At 62.6% G+C, this 19889-nt stretch carries 13 protein-coding genes and 1 pseudogene; 3 read left to right on the top strand and 11 right to left on the bottom strand.

What is annotated here, in order from left to right; translation table 11 throughout:
* Positions 1-14: 14 nt before the first annotated feature.
* From R1T45_RS14730 to R1T45_RS14690, 9 genes and pseudogenes are all read right to left on the bottom strand, one after another.
* Positions 15-1514 (bottom strand): replicative DNA helicase, encoded by a 1500-nt coding sequence (locus R1T45_RS14730; RefSeq protein WP_067629172.1) that lies wholly within the window; start codon positions 1512-1514, stop codon positions 15-17.
* A gap of 150 nt (positions 1515-1664) precedes the next feature.
* Positions 1665-2342: an orotate phosphoribosyltransferase gene (locus R1T45_RS14725; RefSeq protein WP_132443518.1), complete on the bottom strand. Its 678-nt coding sequence runs from the start codon at positions 2340-2342 to the stop codon at positions 1665-1667.
* A gap of 55 nt (positions 2343-2397) precedes the next feature.
* Positions 2398-3430 (bottom strand): annotated as a pseudogene (pyrC, locus tag R1T45_RS14720) (dihydroorotase).
* Between the two features lie 46 nt (positions 3431-3476).
* Positions 3477-4436 (bottom strand): phosphoadenosine phosphosulfate reductase, encoded by a 960-nt coding sequence (locus tag R1T45_RS14715; RefSeq protein WP_317389444.1) that lies wholly within the window; start codon positions 4434-4436, stop codon positions 3477-3479.
* A gap of 142 nt (positions 4437-4578) precedes the next feature.
* On the bottom strand, positions 4579-5643 hold the full coding sequence (locus R1T45_RS14710) for a glycosyltransferase family 2 protein (protein WP_317389443.1): 1065 nt from the start codon (positions 5641-5643) through the stop codon (positions 4579-4581).
* Positions 5633-6322, bottom strand: coding sequence for an FkbM family methyltransferase (locus R1T45_RS14705; RefSeq protein WP_317389442.1), 690 nt, complete (start codon positions 6320-6322; stop codon positions 5633-5635). The genes R1T45_RS14710 and R1T45_RS14705 overlap by 11 nt, the downstream gene beginning before the upstream one ends.
* Before the next feature lie 3 nt (positions 6323-6325).
* Positions 6326-8680 (bottom strand): glycosyltransferase family 2 protein, encoded by a 2355-nt coding sequence (locus tag R1T45_RS14700; RefSeq protein ID WP_317391101.1) that lies wholly within the window; start codon positions 8678-8680, stop codon positions 6326-6328.
* A complete protein-coding gene (locus R1T45_RS14695) occupies positions 8680-9306 on the bottom strand; it encodes a sulfotransferase (RefSeq protein ID WP_317389441.1) in 627 nt (208 codons plus the stop codon). The genes R1T45_RS14700 and R1T45_RS14695 overlap by 1 nt, the downstream gene beginning before the upstream one ends.
* The gene (locus R1T45_RS14690) at positions 9303-10322 is read right to left on the bottom strand and encodes a glycosyltransferase family 2 protein (RefSeq protein ID WP_317389440.1); all 1020 of its coding nucleotides are present in this window, start codon (positions 10320-10322) and stop codon (positions 9303-9305) included. Before R1T45_RS14690 ends, R1T45_RS14695 begins: the two co-directional genes overlap by 4 nt.
* 185 nt (positions 10323-10507) lie before the next feature.
* On the opposite strand from R1T45_RS14690, the gene R1T45_RS14685 reads away from it, so the two are divergent.
* Both R1T45_RS14685 and R1T45_RS14680 read left to right on the top strand, forming a co-directional pair.
* Positions 10508-11416 (top strand): AAA family ATPase, encoded by a 909-nt coding sequence (locus tag R1T45_RS14685; RefSeq protein ID WP_067629100.1) that lies wholly within the window; start codon positions 10508-10510, stop codon positions 11414-11416.
* A 5-nt stretch (positions 11417-11421) separates the two neighbouring features.
* The gene (locus R1T45_RS14680) at positions 11422-12681 is read left to right on the top strand and encodes a VWA domain-containing protein (protein ID WP_317389439.1); all 1260 of its coding nucleotides are present in this window, start codon (positions 11422-11424) and stop codon (positions 12679-12681) included.
* Between the two features lie 209 nt (positions 12682-12890).
* On the opposite strand, the gene purL is transcribed toward R1T45_RS14680, so the two are convergent.
* Together purL and R1T45_RS14670 are read right to left on the bottom strand one after the other, a co-directional pair.
* Complete coding sequence (purL, locus tag R1T45_RS14675) at positions 12891-15050, bottom strand: phosphoribosylformylglycinamidine synthase subunit PurL (protein ID WP_120350930.1); 2160 nt, start codon at positions 15048-15050, stop codon at positions 12891-12893.
* A 284-nt stretch (positions 15051-15334) separates the two neighbouring features.
* The gene (locus R1T45_RS14670) at positions 15335-16246 is read right to left on the bottom strand and encodes a LysR family transcriptional regulator (protein ID WP_120350931.1); all 912 of its coding nucleotides are present in this window, start codon (positions 16244-16246) and stop codon (positions 15335-15337) included.
* A 169-nt stretch (positions 16247-16415) separates the two neighbouring features.
* On the opposite strand from R1T45_RS14670, the gene R1T45_RS14665 reads away from it, so the two are divergent.
* Positions 16416-19832 (top strand): indolepyruvate ferredoxin oxidoreductase family protein, encoded by a 3417-nt coding sequence (locus R1T45_RS14665; protein WP_317389438.1) that lies wholly within the window; start codon positions 16416-16418, stop codon positions 19830-19832.
* The last annotated feature ends 57 nt before the right edge of the window (positions 19833-19889 follow it).

Genomic DNA, 19889 nt, shown 5'->3' with positions numbered 1-19889 from the left:
TCAGCCGTGGGGGATCAAAATTCCTGTTCGTCGCCGCCACCCTGCTGCCAAGGCTGCACAAGGTTGCCAAAACGGGTAAACCGGCCCTCAAAGCTGAGGTCCACCGTGCCGATCGGCCCGTGACGCTGCTTGCCGATGACTACCTCGGCGCGGCCGTGCAGGCGCTCCATCTCTTCTTGCCAGACCGCCATTTTGTCGAGCTCATGATCGCCCGGTTTTTCGCGTTCTTTGTAGTATTCCTCGCGGTAGACGAACATCACCACATCGGCGTCCTGCTCGATCGAGCCCGATTCACGCAGGTCCGACAGCTGCGGGCGTTTATCGTCGCGGCTTTCCACCTGACGCGAAAGCTGCGAAAGCGCGATCACCGGAATGTCGAGTTCCTTGGCGATGGCCTTGAGACCCATGGTGATTTCCGAGATTTCGTTCACCCGGTTTTCCGATTTGCCGGTGCCGCGGACCAGCTGCAGGTAGTCGATGATTAGTACATCAAGCCCGTGGGTCCGTTTGAGCCGCCGCGCGCGGGCGGCAAGCTGGCTGATCGGCAGGGCGGGCGTGTCGTCGATGAACAGCGGGCAGGCTTCCAGTGCTTTGGCGGCATCGACGAAGCGGCGGAACTCTGTCTCGGTCATGTCGCCCGAACGGATCTGTTGGCTGGGGATCTCGGCGGCTTCCGACAGGATCCGCGCGGCAAGCTGTTCGGCGCTCATCTCAAGGCTGTAGAAACCCACCACGCCGCCGTCGACCGCGCCTTCGGTGCCGTCGGGCTTCATCCCGCGTTTGTAGGCTTTGGCCACGTTGAAGGCGATGTTGGTCGCAAGCGAGGTTTTCCCCATCGATGGACGGCCCGCAAGGATCAGAAGGTCAGAGCGGTGCAGACCGCCCAGTTTCTTGTCCATGTCGATCAGCCCGGTGGAGACGCCTGAGAGGCCGCCGTCACGCTGGTAGGCGGCGTTAGCCACGTTGACCGCATCTGTCACGGCCTTGAGGAAAGACTGGAAACCGCTTTCGACCTGACCCTGTTCGGCCAGCTTGTAGAGTTCTTGCTCGGCCTCGACGATCTGCTCGCGCGGCTCGGAGGCGACATCGACCTGCGCGGCCTTGGCCGAAATGTCGCGGCCCAGCTGGATCAGGTCGCGGCGCACGGCGAGGTCATAGATCATCTGCGCGTAGTCGCGCACCGCAAAAGCGCTGATCGCAGCACCCGCGAGACGGGCGAGATAGGCAGGGCCGCCCAGCTCCTTCAGCCCCTCGTCGTCCTCCATAAAGGCTTTGAGCGTGACCGGAGAGGCGAGGTTGTTCTTGGCGATCCGCTGGGAGGCGATGTCGAAGATGCGCGCGTGGACCGGCTCGTAGAAATGCTTGGGGCCAATGACTGAGGCCACGCGGTCATAAACGTCGTTGTTGGTGAGGATCGCACCCAGCAACTGCTGCTCGGCCTCGATCGAATGCGGCATCGATTCCGGTGCCTGCACGGCCAATTGGTTCGCGTTCAGCGATGTAATTTCGTTCATGACCTCACCCATTTCTACCCAGATGGTCGTCATAGCCAGTGGGGTCGTCCGGCGCAAATTGTATCTTTTGTGGATATCTTTATCAACAAAAGGCCCCACCACATTTTGCCTTGTGGAGGGGCCTTGGGTCAACATCTTGCGGAAATTCGGTTAACTTTTGCGGGATTCCTGCCATTCGCGCGGGGCGTTCAGGAAGGCTTCGACTTCGGTCAATGTTGCCGCGTCAAAGGCGCCTTGTGCGCGCGCTTCGGCCAAGACATCCCACCATGTGCACAGCGCATGAAGCGTAACGCCATGGTCACCAAGGGTCTTTTCGGTTTGTGGGAAAATGCCGTAGTGGAAGATCACGGCGGTATGGGCGCAGCTTGCGCCGGTTTCCCGAATCGCGTCGACAAAGCTGAGCTTTGAGCCACCATCGGTGGTCAGATCCTCGACCAGCAGCACGCGTTGGCCTTCGGTCATGTCACCTTCGATCCGCGCGTTGCGGCCATAGCCTTTGGGCTTTTTGCGCACATAGGTCATCGGCAGCGCCATGCGCTCAGCCACCATAGCGGCGAAGGGGATGCCTGCGGTCTCGCCACCGGCGATATTGTCGAAAGCCTCAAACCCCGCGTTGCGCATCACGGTGACGGTGAGGAAGTCCATCAGCGTCGACCGGATGCGCGGGTGGGAGATCAGCTTGCGGCAGTCGATATAGGTCGGGGACGGCAGGCCCGAGGCCAGTGTGAAGGGTTCATCCGCGTTGAAATGCACCGCGCCGATCTCCAGCAACATGCGCGCGGTGAGGCGGGCCATTTCTTCGGGGCTGGGGTGGCTGGTGGGGATCATGGCAGGCGTCCTTGGCTGGGGAGAGGTCGGATCGGTATTTAAGAAAGGATGAAGATTAGGTGGTCCAGTGCAGATCGAAGCCGGGGTCGAAGACCGTGACCGGGCCGTCGGGGGTGTCGATGCTGGTGGGGTGTTTCGGTGTTTCGTGGCGCAGGGTGATGCGAGTTCTCGTTTGGCGGCAGGCCATAGAAGGCGGGGCCGTTGAGCGAGGTGAAGGCTTCGAGCTTGTCGAGGGCGCCGTCCTCTTCGAAAACCTGTGCGAGGATCGACATTGTGTTGGGCGCGGTGAAGCAGCCGGCGCAGCCGCAGGGTTGCAGCTTGGCGCCATCGGTATGGGGCGCGCTGTCGGTGCCGAGGAAGAAGCGCGGATCGCCAGAGGTGGCCGCTTGGCGCAGGGCGAGGCGGTGGGTCTCGCGTTTGGCCACGGGCAGGCAGTAGTAATGCGGGCGGATGCCGCCAGCGAGGATGTGGTTGCGGTTGATCACGAGGTGATGCGTGGTGATCGTGGCCGCAAGGCCGCTGTCGTTGCTGCGCACGTAGTCGGCGGCATCGGCGGTGGTGATATGTTCCATGATCACGCGCAGCGCAGGATGCGCGCGGCGAATTGGGTCGAGCACGCGGTCGATGAAGACGGCCTCGCGGTCGAATATGTCGATCTCGCTGTCGGTGACTTCGCCGTGGGTGCAAAGGGGCAGGCCAATCTCGGCCATACGGTCGAGCACCGGGGCGACTTTGTCGAAGTTGGACACGCCGCTGGCGGAGTTGGTGGTGGCGCCGGCGGGGTAGAGTTTGACCGCGTGGATGAGGCCATCGGCATGGGCGCGGGCCACGTCGTCAGGGTCCGTGTCCTTGGTCAGGTAGAGAGTCATCAGCGGGGTGAAATCGGCATCCTCAGGCAGGGCGGCCATGATGCGGTCGCGGTAGGCGGCGGCTTGGGCGCCGGTGACCACCGGGGGCACGAGATTTGGCATGATGATGGCGCGGGCAAAGTCGCGGGCGCTATGGGGCAGCACGGCGCGCAGCATGTCGCCGTCGCGCAGGTGCAAGTGCCAGTCGTCGGGACGGCGGATCGTGAAGCTTTGTGTCATGGCCGCGGGGCTAGCACAGAGCGGGGGCGCGCGCCAGATTGAAAACCTATCCGGTGGCGGTCGCCACCTCTGTCACGGCGGCTTCTCGGCGGGCGCGAATGCGTTCAAGGCGGCGAGCAAAGCGTGGGGCGCTCATCCGCGCGCTGACATTGGCACAGACCGCTTCGAGCAGTCTCTCGCGCCCTTGGGCGTTGACCGCTTGGCTGAGGTTGCGCAGGTAGGGCAGATAGTCGCGTCGTGCGCGGTAGAGGGCGGCGAAACGGGCCGCGTCCAGCGTGCCGTCGGCGGCGGCCTGCAGCAGCGGGTCAAGCTGGTCGATCTCCAGCAGGTCGGTTTGCAGCGCATCGCCCATGAAGGGCATGCGCAGTTTGGTGACATTGGCGCGGGTAAAGAGCGCGGCATGCATCGCGTCGAGTTTTTCTCGCGGGTCGTAGAGCACAAAGACCCGTTCTGCGGCGTCAAGCATATCGGGCGCATAGCCATAGCGGGAAGTGAAATCGAGGATGCGCATATCGGTGAAGCGGTCGTCCCAATCGGTGATGCGCGGGTTAAGTGTGGCCTGTGGTTGGATCGCCACAACCGCTGCACCGGGGGAGGCGACGGAGTAGGCGGCGGCGGCATAGGCGCAGGGGCCAGCGCCGTAGAACAGCACCTGATCGAATTCATCAAAGAACCCGTCGTCGATCAGCCTGTCGAAATAGGCATAGACCTCTTCGGCGCGGAACCATGTGTCGCCATCGCTGGCAAGGCAGAGATGCGACCAGTCGTGATTGCGGACCATGTCCCAGCCCAAGGGCTGCGCCTTGTCGGAAAGAGCGTGCATGCCTTGATAGGTCTCAAACGTGACCAGCAGGGTGGTCTCACGCTCAATGAAGGCAGAGAAATGACGTTTGCCCAAGGACTGGAAATAGCCATCCTCTTCGGCCACGGCCTCTATTGCGCGCAGCCAGTCGCGTTTGGGCATATCGGCCAGTGAGCTTTCGATCGTGGGCGTCTCGCGCGGCATCGGGCATCCTCGGGCTTGTCAGGGCGGGGCAGAACCGCCGTTTCAGCAGGGTATAGCCGGATAATAGGGCGAAAATGCGGAAAATCCGTGAGAAATTGAAGAGAATGTGACGGTTTTCCGGGGGCGGTGTGGTGGCTGTGCGCTATTGGGATGGCTCGGCGGCTTGGGCGCGCCTCGCATATTCCAGCATGATACGCGCCGCTTTGGCGGTGACCGGGCGGCTTGGCGGGGCCATCAGCAGGCGTCCGAATAGGGCGCGGAATGGCTCTTGGGCCATTAGCGCGTCGAACCGGGTGCGACGCCAAGCGACGGCCGTTTCGTGCAGGGCGGTGAGGGGTGCGTCGGCCTTGAGGGCGGCAAGTTCGCGGGCCCGCGCCGGGGCGCTGGCGTTGATGGTTGTGTCGGTTTCGGTGTTGAAATTCCGCTCAACCCAATAGTCCAGCCCCAGCATGTCTGCGCGGTGCACCGCGCGGCCGCGGTCGGCTTTGAGCACATAGGATTCCATCGCGCCCAAGGGGTAGTGATTGATCTGGGCCAGCCCATAGTTCTGCCGACCGTAGGTTGAAAAAATGCGCCGCGTCTTGAAGAGATCGGGCAGGGCGCGGCCATGGCCGTCAAACCAGCGGGATTGGTCCAGCCGTGCGGGGTTGGGGCCACGGGGGCGGTGCACGCCCGGCTGCGCATAGGTGCCATCGTTGCGGTAGAGGGTTTTGAACATGGCAGCCCGCCATGGCCAGTGCATCACCGCAGGGGCGCAGCGGGTAAAGCCTTCGGTCACCGGGCGGTCTTCGTAGCGGACCTGATCGCCACTGCCGAAAAGCCGCCATGTGAGGGTGATCGCCGTGGCTTCGGGCAGGGCGGCGTGCAGCGCGGAGAGGCTGTGATCGCCGACATGGATGTTTACAAATTCATCGACATCGAGCGGCAGGATCCAATCGGCCTGCTGCACGATCTTTAGTTCGGCAGCGGCCTTCAGCGCGGTGAACTGGATGCCGCCTTTCTCATAGGGGCCGTCGTTGCGGATGTGGGTGACACCGCCAAGCGCTTGCAGCCGGTCAAGCATGTCATCGGTGCCGTCGTCGCAATCGTTGGAAAAAACCAGCACATGATCGAAGCCGATGGCGCGGTGATGGGCAAGCCATTCCAGCAAGAACGCGCTTTCGTTGCGCACACAAAGGATCGCGAGGTGGGAGACTTTACCATTCACGGCGGAAGGCCACGACTTTGTTATGCGAGCCCCGGTGGTAATAGGCCATGCCCGCCTGCATGAAAGCGGCAAAGACCTTGTTGACCCCCTCGGGGCCGATCCATTGTGGGTGCAACTCGATGATGGCGGCGCGCAGAGTGTCGAGCGGCAGCGACGGGATCAGGTCAACTTCAGCGCCTTCAATGTCGCAGATCAGCACGCTGGGGGCGAGGTCGGCGAAAACCTCAGCGGCGCCCAGCACGTCGATTTGATGGGTCTCGGGCGGGGCTTCGCCTTCGAAACGGGTCATGGAGGAGGACAGGATTTGTCCGCGTACGTGGAAATCAACCTTGCCCGGCGCAGGGCCGAGGATGGCGTTGGTGACATGGGCATTGCTCAGCCCGTTGGCCGCATGGACCCGGCGGATATAGGGGATAAGGTTCGGGTTCGCCTCAAATGAATGAACCGAAGCCACGTTGCGTTTGCTGGCCACCAGCGTCGACATATAGCCCACGCCGCCACCCAGTTCGATCACCCGGTCGCCCTCCCGGACCACGCGCAGCGCGGCCTCGCTTTCTTTTGCCTCATAGGCGTTTTGGCGCAGCAGTTTGCGGACCCGCCCGCGCAGGATCGTTGGATCGTCGGGGAATTTCATGCCGCGCGAGTGGATGAAATTCGGCTCAGGCTTGGTGTCTGTCACGGGTCAGCTTTCCATGTCGAGAGCGAGGGCATAGGCGACACGCTCGGTCGCGCTTAACTTGACGTTAAGCGCTTGGCGGTACAGATCGCGGAACTCTGGCGTTTGGTGCAGCTCTTCTGCCTTGGCGCGGTGCCAGGCAAGGCCCGCTTCGTGATGCGCGCGAAGCGGGTCGTCGGCCAGCAGGCGGGCCATCTCGGCATGCAGACGCGGCAGGTTGCGCTGGATTGAGACATCTTGGTGGTCGTTCCAATCCATGCGGATCCAGTAGTTGATACCGATGGAGCGGTCGACATGCAGCGCGCGCCCGCGCTGGCGTTTGACAAGAAAGGAGTTGGCTGAGCGCAGAGCGTAGTGGTTCAATTGCAGCAGGTCATAGCCGATGTTGCTTTTGGAAGACCGCCACCCGTTGCGCAGCGCATCGCGCGTCATGTCGCGGCCCGAGCCGTTGACCCATTTGACCCGTTCCGCCTGCGCGTCGTCCAATTTGTTGGGCCGGTGGCAGGAGAGTTTTTCATAGGCGCCGATGTTGCGGAACATTGTCTTGAACCCCCATGCGGTATGGGGTTTCGGGCAAAAGCTGGGTGCGCAGTGGTCGAACTGGCCGATCACCGGCGCGCCCGACAGGGCCGTCACGCCGTTATGGCCAAAGAGCCGCCAAGTCATCGCGATATTGGTCGCCTCGGGCGCTGCGGCGAAAAAATCGTTGAGCGTGCCGTTGCCTGTGCGGATGTTCACGAATTCGTCAACATCGATATGCGCGATCCATTCCGCGTCCCGGATCAGCGGCTCTTTCAGCGCTTGGTTCAGGGCATGCTGCTGGGGCGAATTGCCCTTCCAGTCGTCGTTGTTGCGGTGGTGGAGGATGCCCATGTCTTGCAACCGCCCGAGCACGGCATCGGTGCCATCGGTGCAATCGTTGGTGTAGATCAGGAAGTTATCAAATCCCACGGCGCGGTGATAGGCGACCCATTCAAGGATATAGGGGGCCTCGTTCTTCATGCAGCCGACGATGACATTGCCGCTGTTGCCGGGCGGTAATTGGCGCGGCGGGACGGTGGTATAGGCGGGCGCGGGCTGGTCTGCGCCCTCGGACGCCGCGTCGTTATGCGGGCGGAAGGGGCTGCGAAGGATCGTTTCGTGGTTGACCTTTACCCGGTTCAAAAGCTGGGCATTGGCCGCGCGGGCGTCTTCTGAGGCGGCGGGGTCCGATAGCATCGCCTCGAATTTCGCGGCCGACTGGCGCGCCATCTCAGCCTCAGCGCGTTTCTGCGCCAGTGGGGTCGCGGTTGTTCGGATGCGGTGGGCGAAAGCGGCGAGGTACTGCGTGGCGCGAAAGCCGCGTTCGGGGTCTGCTTCGGTCCAAAGGGGTTCTGGCCTGTCGGGGGTGAGCGCCGCAGCCAGCGCGGGATATCGGGTGATGAGGGCTGCGTTGTCGCGGGCGAAATGGTCGGAGATCGGGGCGAGACTGCCGGGCGCAATCGCTGCGCCACCGATCTGCAGCGCCTGCAACATCTGGCTCCATGTGCTGCGCGGGCAGGAGAGGTCATGCGCTTGCAGATAGCGGATCAGTACATCGTTAAACGCGCGCATTCGGGCCAGCCAAGGCGCGGGCAGAGGGGCAAGCGCGCGGCCCGAATCAACCGGACCGAGGAGCGTGGTCAGGTCAAGGCTATCGGAAACTTCCCGCGCCCCGTTTTTGGACAGGAGTTGCGGCAGGTCGAGCGGACGGAATTGGACCTTTTCGGCCCCAAAGGCGTCTGCCCAATGACTGTGAAGGGCCTGATAATCCAGCCAGAAGGGCGGGTTTTGTACATCTGAGAATAGGCCAAAGTCGGGGGCATCCTCAGCAGGTTCGAGCGCGCCTTGCCACCACCTGCCACGCTCCGCCAAGGTGAGTTCCTGTGTCAGCGAATGGCGGCGGCCTTCGGTCACGGCAAAGGTATAATGCGCGGTGAGAAGTCGGGCCTGTTCATCAAGATGCGCGATAATGCGAATGTCGTCGAAATAGGGGCAGAGCAGATCGCGCAGGCGGGCAAGCTCCTCGGGGCGCGACAGCAGGTTGCCCAGTTGTGCCGCGCTCAGCACCACATGATCGGCGCGGCTCTCGGCCAAGTCACGAGGGATCAGCGCGTGAAATTCATCACGCAGCGTGGCGCCGATCAAAGCACTGTCGAGCCCGCGTCGATAGCGCAGCAGTCCAACCGCATCAGGCGCGGCGCAGGCGGCATAGAGGCGGACGTGGTTCCAATCGGGGGCCAAAACCCCTTGTTTCAACAGCGCGCCCTTTCCCTGCTGCAAGATATTGCGCAGTCGCGCGGCGGCTTTTTCGGTCGGGCCGATGAACAGGGTGAGGCGCATCACTCGGCCACTTCTTTGCCGGTGTTGCTTTGGCCCCACCATGGCAGGTCGATGCCGAGGTGGGCGGCGATCTTGTCGCGGGCGCCGGGGTCTTCGATGTCGAATTCCAGAAAGTTGGCATAGCTGGCAAAGACTCGGCGGCAAAAGGTGAAATGCCCCTCAACCCATTTGGCAAGCTCGGCCTCGCTGCGGCCAAACCCGCGGGGCAGGCCCGGCACGTCGGCCTGTGGCAGGCGGCGGCGGCCCAGATTGTTCCAGCGCATCATGCTGTTCGCCGTCTTTGCCGGATCGCGGTGCGACAGCAAAAACTTGATGTCGGGGTGGTGCTGCTGAATGGCGCTCAGCAGCCCCCAATCGGTCTGCGGCCAAAGGCTGCGGTCATGGCGCACGGCGCTCATCTCATTGATTGCGTCGAATTCTTGCAGCCGCGCCAGCGGGTCGCCGCTGGCAAAATAATCGGCATAGATGATCCGGCCGACATGCTCTCCGGTAATGTCAGGCAGAGCGCTTTGCCCTTTGCGGATGCGCCAATCGGCGACCCTAAGCCCCGCGTGGCGCAGCGCATCGGTGAGCGTGGTGGTGCCGGTCTTGGGCAGGCCAAGGTTGATGATCCGTGGGCCGGTCATTTCAGTCCAATCTCGGCACGGACCTGCGCTTCGGCGGCGGAGTAGGGGCTGGCCTCGCGGAGTTGTGCCTGCATCGCGCGGTAGGCCGGATCGGCCAGCAGGGCATCGCGGCGGGCGCGGTGCGCGGCCACGGCATTGGCATGAAGTTCAGCGATGCCGGGCAGCGCTGTGAGGCGGTCCATCTCGGCGCGCAGGGCGGGCAGGTAACGCTGGATCGTGCGATCCTCCCAAGCTGCATCATTGCGGTCGCGCCAATAGGTGTCGTCAAAGGCGCGGTGTTCGCGGTTCACGTCACCCCGATCATTCTTGACCAGATAGCTGTCGAGCGAGCGCAGCGCGTAGTGGTTCAGGGTCGCAAAACGCCGCGCGCCGCGGGCGGGAAAGGCGCGGATGCGGCGCTTGTTGGCGGCAGTCCGAAACGGCGCGGGCACCTGCCTGCCTGCGCCGTCCGTCCAATGGGGTTGAACTTTGCTGTCATCATGAAAAGGGCGGTGCGCCCCGTAATAGCCCAAGGGGAAATCTTGCCGGACCAATGATTTAACCTCAATCGCCGTATCGGCGCACCAGATGTCGGGGTTATGGCTGCGGGTGAATTGCGCGATGATCGGTTCGTCGACGAACTCCTCGATCCCGCCATTGGCGAAGAACTGGAAATGCAGCGAGATTGCCTGCGGATCGCCGCAGGCTGTGATCAGCGCGGGCAGGCGGTGGTCGCCCACATGGATGTTTAGAAACTCGTCCACATCCGCGACCCAGACCCAATCGGCCTGCGTGACGACGGGTTGGCGCCGGGCATCCTTCAGCGCCTGCATTTGGTAGTTTCGATTGCTGGCCGGGTTGGGCAGATGGGTGACGATACCGTGCCCGTCAAGCGCGCCCAGCAGGCGGTCGGTTCCATCGGTGCAATCATTTGAATAGAATAGGAAATCCGTGACCCCGATCACCCGATTGAAGGCAATCCATTCCAGCAGAAACGGGCCTTCGTTCTTGACGCAGGTGACAGCGGTGATGCGCATGTCAGACCCCGCCGCGCCGGATCGCGATGAAAATGCTCTGTCCCATATCCGCCCCTGTGGCCCCGTTGTTCTCGGTGACCGTCGATTATTGCTTGAGACTATGCCAGCGCGGGGAAATCACGTCAATCTGCCCGCGCCCTGTCAGGCCCCTTGACGGGGCGGGGCGGGAATGCACCACTGGGGCCATGAAAAACATTGATACGATCGACGCGGTCCAAGAGATGCTGAGCGCTGAGGGCTATGTTTGCGACCGCGCGCTTGGGGTTGTGGTTTTCCTCAGCCTTACGCTGGGGCGGCCTTTGTTTCTGGAAGGCGAGGCGGGTGTCGGCAAGACCGAGATAGCCAAGGCGCTGGCCGCCGGGTTGGGGCGGCGGTTGATCCGGTTGCAATGCTACGAAGGGCTTGATGCGTCGAGCGCGGTTTATGAATGGAATTTCCCCGCCCAGATGGTGGCGATCCGCACGGCGGAGGCGGGCGGTGGCGCGGATCGGCGCGCGCTGACCCAAGAGTTGTTCAGCGACGACTACCTGATCGAACGCCCGCTTTTGCAGGCGCTGCGCCCCGATGAGAACGGCGCGCCGGTGCTGCTCATCGACGAGTTGGACCGCACCGACGCGCCTTTTGAGGCGTTTTTGTTAGAAGCGCTGAGTGATTTTCAGGTGACGATCCCCGAGCTTGGCACGATCCGTGCGCCGGAGCCGCCGATCGTGATCCTGACCTCCAACCGCACGCGGGAGGTGCATGACGCGCTGAAGCGGCGTTGCCTTTACCATTGGGTCGATTACCCGGATGTGGCGCGTGAGATGGCGATCCTTTCGGCCCGCGCGCCCGAGGCGGCAGAGGCGCTCAGCCGCGAGGTGGTGGCTTTTGTTCAGCAATTGCGGACGGAGGATCTGTTCAAAAAACCCGGTGTGGCAGAGACCATCGATTGGGCGAAATGTTTGCTGGCCTTGGATGTAACGACCCTAAGCCCCGAGGTCATCGCCGATACGTTGGGGGCGGTGCTGAAATACCAAGACGACATCGCCAAGCTGCAAGGGTCCGAGGCCGCGCGCATTCTCGAACAGGCCCGCGCGTCGCTGGTGCCCGCCTAAGCAGGATGGCTGAGCAGACCCCCCTCGACCTGCCGGACGACCCGAAGCTGGCGGGGAATATCACTCATTTCGCCCGCGCCCTGCGGCGGGCGGGGCTGTCCATCGGGCCGGGGCGCGTGGTGGAGGCGGTGGAGGCTGTCGTCGCCGTGGGGTTCACCAGCCGCCGTGATTTCTATTGGACGCTGCACGCTTGTTTCGTGAACCGCCCTGAACAGGCGCGGGTTTTTGCGCAGATATTCCGGCTTTATTGGCGCGATCCGCGCTATCTGGAACATATGATGGCCGCGATGCTGCCCGCCATCCGCAGTGTGCAAGAGGACCGCCCCGCAACCCCGGCAGAGAAACGCGCGGCAGAAGCCCTGCTGGACGGGGCCGAAGCGCCGGAACGAGAAGAGCGGCCCGAGCCGGAAGAGACCCTCATTGAAGTCGATGCGAGCCTCACGATGTCGGCCCGCGAGCGGCTCCGGACGCTGGATTTCGAACAGATGAGCCTCGCCGAGATGGCGCAGGCGAAGCGGATGTTGGCCAAGCTGGAACTCCCGGTGCCGCCGATGCCGAGCCGCCGGAATGTGGCAGCGGCACAGGGGCGGATTGATGTGGCACGCACGATGAAAGCGGCGCTGCGGCGCGGGGGAGAGATGGAACGGCTCTACCGGATGACTCCGCGCGCGCGCTATCCCAACCTTGTGGTGCTCTGTGATATCTCAGGCTCAATGAGCCAATACAGTCGGGTGATCCTGCATTTCCTGCACGCGGTGGCCAACAGCAAGGGCGCGGGCTGGGCACAGGTGCACGGGTTCACCTTTGGCACGCGGCTGACCAATATCACCCGGCATCTTGCGACCCGCGATGTGGATGCGGCGCTGGCAGCGGCGGGCGCGCAGGCGCAGGACTGGGAGGGGGGGACGCGCATTGGGGCCGCGCTGGCAGCGTTCAACCGCGACTGGTCGCGGCGGGTCATGGGACAGGGCGCGGTGGTCTTGCTGATCACCGACGGGTTGGACCGGGACGATCCGGCGGAACTGGCGCGGCAAATGCAGCGGCTGCATTTGACCGCGCGGCGGGTGATCTGGCTAAATCCGCTTTTGAGGTGGGACGGGTTTGCGCCCAAAGCGGCGGGCATTCGCGCGATGTTGCCCCATGTCGATAGTTTTCGCGCGGGGCATTCCATTGCGTCGTTGGAGGCCTTGGCCGAGGCGATCTCGTGCCCCGATGATCCGGGTGAAAAGGCGCGGATGTTGGCGGGGTTGAACGCGGAAGGCTAGGCGCGAGGCCGAGGGAGCCGGCTGCGGGTCTCTCCAAAACCAGAAGGTTTCGGAACCCCCCTTGATTGATCCCGGCCTGTCACCCGCCTGTCGTCGGCTCAAGCGAAATAGCCGTATCCCCTGAAGGGGCCCCTCGGCGATTTAGCTTGCCCCGCCGCCCTGCGCGCGACCGTTTGGTCTCAAGCAAGGGCGGCTCCGAAACCAGAGGTTCAGGCGAAGGCTTGCGCAAAGGTGCTGCGGTAAGTGGCGCGCAGATCTGCCAGCAGTGCAGAGGCCGCGCCGAAGCTGATCTTCTCGCCGCCGAATGCGCCGACTTGGGCCACGGGCACACCGGCCTCTTTGCCTGCGGCGATCAGGGCCTCAGCGGCCTCGGCGGTACAGGCCACAAGGTAGCGGGCCTGATCTTCGCCAAAGAGGGTGGCTGTGTCATCGCTCTCGATCTCGATGCCGATACCTGCGGTCTCGGCCAGCTCGAAGGCGGCGAGGGCGAGGCCGCCATCGCCGAGGTCGGTGCAGGCGGAGATTTGGCCTGACTGGGCGCGGATGAATTCCCCGTGGCGGCGTTCGGCCACGAGGTCGACATGGGGCGCATCGCCCTCGGCCCGGCCGAAGGCTTCGGCGAGCAGGGCGGATTGGCCGAGGTGGCTGCCCGCGCTGCCGATCAAGAGGGCCACATGCCCCTCGCACAGCTGGTTGCAGATGATCTGCTCGACATTGTCGATCAGGCCGACCGCGCCGATGGTGGGCGTGGGCAGGATGCCTTTGCCGTCAGTCTCGTTATAAAGCGATACGTTGCCCGACACGATCGGCATATCGAGCGCGCCCACGGCTTCGCCGATGCCTTTGATCGCGCCGACGAACTGGCCCATGATTTCGGGCTTTTCGGGGTTGCCGAAGTTGAGGTTGTCGGTTGTCGCCAGTGGTTTGGCACCGACCGCACAGAGGTTGCGATAGGCTTCGGCCACGGCCTGTTTGCCGCCCTCGGTTGGGTTGGCTTTGACGTAGCGCGGGGTCACGTCGGAGGTGAAGGCCAGCGCCTTGTCGGTGCCATGGACCCGCACGATGCCAGCGCCAAGGCCGGGCAGACGGACGGTGTCGCCCATGACCATCGTGTCGTATTGCTCATAGACCCACGCTTTGGAGGCGTGGTTCACGGAGCCTATGAGGGCGCGGAGACCGTCGATGGGGTCGATGGTTGGCGCGTCGGACAAAGCGGCGGCGGCAGGGGTTTCGACCCAAGGACGGTCATATTCCGGCGCGGTGGAGGCGAGTTTCGACAGCGGCAGGTCGGCTTTGACCTCGCCATTGAGGCAGATGAGGAAGCGGTCCTCGGGGAGTGTTTCACCGACGATGGCGAAATCGAGGTCCCATTTGTCGAAGACGGCTTTGGCTTCGGCCTCAAGTTCGGGGCGCAGGACCATGAGCATCCGCTCTTGGCTTTCGCTGAGCATCATTTCATAGGCCGTCATATGCGGTTCGCGCGTCGGCACTTTTTCAAGGTCGAGACGCACGCCAAGGCCGCCTTTGTCCCCCATTTCCACGGCAGAGCAGGTCAGGCCCGCAGCGCCCATGTCTTGGATCGAGATCACGGCGCCGGTTGCCATCAGCTCAAGCGTGGCTTCCATCAGGCGCTTTTCTGTGAAGGGGTCGCCGACCTGGACGGTGGGGCGTTTCTCTTCGATGGTGTCGTCGAATTCGGCGGAGGCCATGGTCGCGCCGCCGACGCCGTCGCGGCCAGTTTTTGCACCGAGGTAGACCACCGGCATGCCGACGCCGGATGCGGCGGAATAGAAGATTTTGTCGGCATCCGCGAGGCCCGCCGCAAAGGCGTTGACGAGGCAGTTGCCATCATAGGCTGTGTCGAACCGCACTTCGCCGCCGACGGTCGGCACGCCGAAACAGTTGCCATAGCCACCGACGCCTTCGACGACGCCATGTACAAGTTGGCGGGTCTTGGGGTGATCAGGGCGGCCAAAGCTGAGCGCGTTCATCGCAGCAATCGGGCGCGCGCCCATGGTGAAGACATCGCGCAGAATGCCGCCCACGCCGGTCGCGGCACCTTGGTAGGGCTCGATGTAGGAGGGGTGGTTGTGGCTTTCCATCTTGAAGACCAGCGCTTGGCCATCGCCGATATCGACCACGCCTGCGTTTTCGCCGGGGCCGCAGATGACTTGGGGGCCGTCGGTGGGCAGGGTGCGCAGCCATTTCTTGGAAGACTTATAAGAGCAATGCTCGTTCCACATTGCTGAGAAAATGCCCATCTCGGTGTAGTTCGGCTCGCGCCCGAGGATGTTGACGACCTCGGTGTATTCCTCGGGCGTGAACCCGTGGCTGGCGATGAGGTCGGGCGTGATGGCTGGATCTTGCATGGAAATTCCCCGGCTGGCGCGTTTGCGCCCTCATACAAGGGGAAATGCCGGGGGGGAAGTGGCTTTGGCAGCCTGTGGGCTGAAAGAAGGCGATAGGCCAAAAAAAAGGCCGAGCTAAAAGCTCGGCCAAGTCCAACAGGGAGGTATGAAGCGACGCGCCCTCAGGCTGTCAATCTTCATAATGGTGAAATAGGAGGCAGGGCTGTTCAAATCAAGGCTATTTAACATCGCAAGTCATCATGGCCGATATGCGCTTATTGCATGGCTTGCGGCAGGGCTGCGGTTCAGTTGTCGCCTTCGACCCGTTCGCGCCATTGTTTGCGGTAGGTTATGATCTCTTCCTGCACAAAATCCTTGAAGGCCGCGACGCGTTTGGATTGGCGAAGCTCTTCGGGATAGGCGAGGTAGACCGGCACTTCGGCGGATTCGATATCGGGCATCACCTGCACGATATGCGGGAAGTCTTGGATCAGGTAGTTGGGGAGCACGCCGAGGCCAAGGTGATGCACCACGCCTTGCAACACGCCGAAGTAGTTGTTCACCGTCAAGAGCGAACGCAGGTCATACATCATCAGCTCTTTGACCAGTTGCAGCCCGGCGCCGACTTGATCGCTGTCGGTGTTCTGACAGATCAACCGGTGGTTGGTCATGTCTTCCATCCGCTCTGGCGTGCCGTGTTTTTCCAGATATTCGGGGCTGGCGTAGAGCCCCATCCGCACGGTCATCAGCCGTTTGCGGACCAGATCGGCCTGACTTGGTTCTTTCATGCGGATCGCCACGTCGGCCTCGCGCATCGGCAGGTCGAGCACGCGCTCTTCGAGCATCAGGTCGACCTTAAGGTCGGGATATTGCTCATAAAGTTTGGGCAGCCGCGGGGCGAGCCAGAGGGTGCCGAAACCGGTGGTGGTGGTCACGCGCAATTCGCCAAAGACTTCTTCCTCACTGTCGCGAATGCGCGCGGCGGCGGCGTCAAGACGCTTGGCCATGGCCGAGGTGGCGTCGAACAAAAGCTCGCCCTGTTCGGTCAGGATCAGTCCGCGCGCGTGGCGGTGGAAGAGGTTGGTATTAAGCTGTTCCTCAAGCCCGCGAATTTGCCGACTGACGGCAGATTGCGACAGGTTAAGCTTGTCGCCTGCATGGGTCAGCGACCCGGCATCGGCCACGGCGTGAAAAATTCTGAGTTTGTCCCAATCCATGGCCCGTACTTTCCTTGCCCAGCCTTTCTCCTACCTTAATAGCCGGGAGAAAACAGCACAAACCGTCCCCTTCAGGGCTGCCGTTGCGGAATAACTGCTATACAGGTCAGCAGCTGTGACCTATATAGGAGGCAATCATGCAAGACTGACGTGCTAGGGAGGGCCCGCCATGACAACGCAAAAGATTTCACTGAACGATCGTTTCGACCTTGAGAAAAGCCCGGTGCTGCTGAACGGCACGCAGGCGCTGGTTCGGCTGATGATGATGCAATCCGCCCGCGACCGTGCGGCGGGGCTGAACACCGCAGGCTATGTGACCGGCTACCGGGGCAGTCCGCTGGGCGGGGTCGACCTGCAAATGCAGCGTTCAGAGAAGAAACTCGCCGAGCATAACGTGCGCTTTGAGCCGGGGCTGAACGAAGACCTCGCGGCGACGATGCTTTGGGGCAGCCAGCAGGCGGAACTGCGCGGCGAGGGGAAATATGATGGCGTCTATGGCCTATGGTACGGCAAAGGCCCGGGGGTGGACCGCACCGGCGATGTGATGCGCCATGCGAATATGGCGGGCACTTCGCCTCATGGTGGTGTGTTGATGGCGATGGGGGATGACCATACCGGCGAATCCTCCACCGTGTTGCACCAGTCGGAATGGGCGATGGTGGATGCCTATATGCCGGTGGTCTCGCCCGCTGGTGTACAGGAAATTCTTGATTATGGCATCTACGGCTGGGCGCTCAGCCGGTTTTCGGGCCTTTGGGTGGGCCTGAAGACGATGAAGGACACCGTGGAGGCGACGAGCGTCGTCAACGGCGATCCGAACCGGATGAAGCTGGTGATCCCTGAGTTCGACATGCCCGATGGCGGGCTGAGTATCCGTCTGGGCGACACCCCGCATCTGCAAGAAGCGCGGATGATTGACTACAAGCGCTTCGCCGCCGAGGCGTTCTCTCATGCCAACAAGATGGACAAGCGCGTCTGGGGCAAGCGCGGGGCCAAGATCGGCTTTGCCGCCGCGGGCAAGAACTGGCTCGATCTGGTACACGCGCTGAGCCTGCTGAACATCGATGAGAACGAAGCCGAGCGGCTAGGCATCACCACTTATAAGATCGGTCAGACCTTCCCGCTTGACATGCAGGGGTTCCACGAATGGGCCGACGGGCTTGATCTGGTGGTCGTGGTCGAAGAAAAGCGCAAGCTGATCGAAGTGCAGATCAAGGAAGCGCTGTTCAACGATACCCACCGCCGCGTCTATGGGTGGCACAAAGGTGGCGCGGGCATGGAGCATGGCGAAGAGTTGTTCCCGACCCGTGGCGCGCTCGACCCTATTCTGATCGCCGAAAAGATCGGCGGCATTCTGTTGGAAGAGGGCCGCGAGACCGATGGGATCCGCGCGGGGCTTGAGGCGCTGAACGAGGCACGCCGGTCGGACAATGCCGAAGATATCGCCGCGCGACTGCCGTATTACTGCGCGGGCTGCCCGCATAACTCCTCGACCAAGGTGCCCGAAGGCTCGCGGGCCTACGCGGGCATCGGCTGTCACTATATGGTGCAGTGGATGGACCGCGAAACCACCGGCTTTACCCACATGGGCGGCGAGGGTGCGAACTGGATCGGGGAGGCGCCTTTCTCAAAGACCGAGCATGTGTTCCAAAACCTCGGCGACGGCACCTACAACCATTCGGGCGTGCAGGCGATCCGGGCCGCGCTCGCCGCTGGAACCAACATCACCTACAAGATCCTCTACAATGACGCCGTGGCGATGACGGGCGGTCAGCACAATGAGGGTGATCTGGATGCCTACCGCATTGTTGCGGAACTGAAGGCGATGGGCGTGAAGAATGTCGCCGTGGTCTATGACGAAAAGGAAGATGTGGATCTTGCCCGCTTCAAGGGCGTCGAGATCCACGAACGCGCCGAAATGCCGAATGTGCAAAAGGCCTACCGTAAGCACAAGGGCGTCAGCGCCATCGTCTATATCCAGACCTGCGCCGCCGAGAAGCGCCGCCGCCGCAAGCGCGGACTGTTCCCGGACCCCGACAAGCGTGTCTTTATCAACGAGGACGTTTGCGAAGGCTGCGGCGATTGCGGTGTGCAGTCGAACTGCGTGGCCGTGGTCCCGAACGAGACCGAGCTGGGCCGCAAACGCGCCATTGACCAGTCGCAGTGCAACAAAGACTTCTCTTGTCTTGACGGGTTCTGCCCCTCCTTCGTGACGTTGGAAGGCGCCAAGATCCGCAAGGATCCGACCACCGAACTGACCATCCCCGACCTGCCGCAGCCAGACCTGCCCAAGATCGACGGCACCCATAACGTCGTCATCACCGGTGTGGGCGGCACCGGGGTCGTCACCATCGGCGCGCTGCTGGCGCAGGCGGCTCAACTTGATGGCAAGGGGGCTGGCATGATGGAGATGGCGGGCCTCGCCCAGAAGGGCGGTGCGGTGCATATCCACTGCCGTCTGGCCGAGCGTCCCGAAGACATCAGCGCAATCCGTGTGGCCACCGGCGAGGCGCATGCGCTGATCGGCGGCGATCTGGTGGTTTCCGCCGGCCATAAGACACTGGGTCTGACCCGCGCCGGGCGCACCGGTGCGGTGGTGAACTCGCACCAGATCATCACCGGCGATTTCACCCGCGATACCGAGTTTCAGATGCCCTATGACCGGCTGAGCCTCGCGCTCGAAGCGCGTTTGAAGGATGATGTCGCGATGTTTGATGCCTCGGATCTGGCCAAGGCGAGTTTGGGAGATTCGATCTTTTCCAACATGATGATCTTCGGCGCCGCATGGCAGCGCGGCCTTCTGCCCCTCTCGTTCGAAAGCCTGATGCAGGCGATTGAGATGAACGGCGCGGCGGTAGAGCGCAACAAGCGCGCGTTTGAGATTGGCCGCTGGGCCGTGCTCTATCCCGAAGACGCCAAAGCGGTAAGCCAGCCTGATAACGTGGTGGAATTGCCCAAATCGCTGGGGGAGAAGATCGCCTTCCGTGAGAACCACCTGACCGAGTATCAGGGTAAGGGACTGGCCAAGCGCTACACGAAGATGCTCGACGGTATTGAGGACCGTGACGTCAAGGCGGCGATGGCGATGGGCTATCATAAGCTCCTGAGCTACAAGGACGAATACGAGGTCGCCCGCCTGTTGATCACCAGCCGTGACAAGGCGCGGGCGCAGTTCGACGGCGATTTCAACATGACCTTCCACATGGCGCCGCCGCTCTTGTCCAAGATGGGGCCCAACGGTCGGCCCCAGAAGCGCGAATTCGGCCAATGGCTCGAAGGGCCGCTGCGGGTTATGGCGAAGTTCAAGGGTCTGCGCGGCACGCCTTTCGACCCCTTTGGCTATACCGCCGAGCGCAAGATGGAACGTGCGTTGATCAAACAGTATGAGGCCGACATGGCCGAAGTGCTGCCCAAACTGACCGATCAGACCCGCGGCGCCATCGTGGCGCTGGCCGAACTGCCCTTGCAAATCCGCGGTTTCGGTCCGGTGAAACAGGCCAATGAAGCCAAGGCCGAGAAGCGCCGCGAGGAACTGCTGGCGGTGATCCGCGCGGGCGGCACCTCCACGGCCAAGGCCGCGGAGTAATACGGCTGTTACATTTCTGGGCTAGGGAGAGCATCAGTGCGATCCTGAGGCCCAGAT

The organism is Sulfitobacter sp. LC.270.F.C4 (genome assembly GCF_032922545.1).
GTDB classification, from domain to species: Bacteria; Pseudomonadota; Alphaproteobacteria; order Rhodobacterales; family Rhodobacteraceae; genus Sulfitobacter; species Sulfitobacter profundi.
Note: the sequence above shows the minus strand (reverse complement) of the source record. Positions and strands in the feature narration are given on the sequence as shown.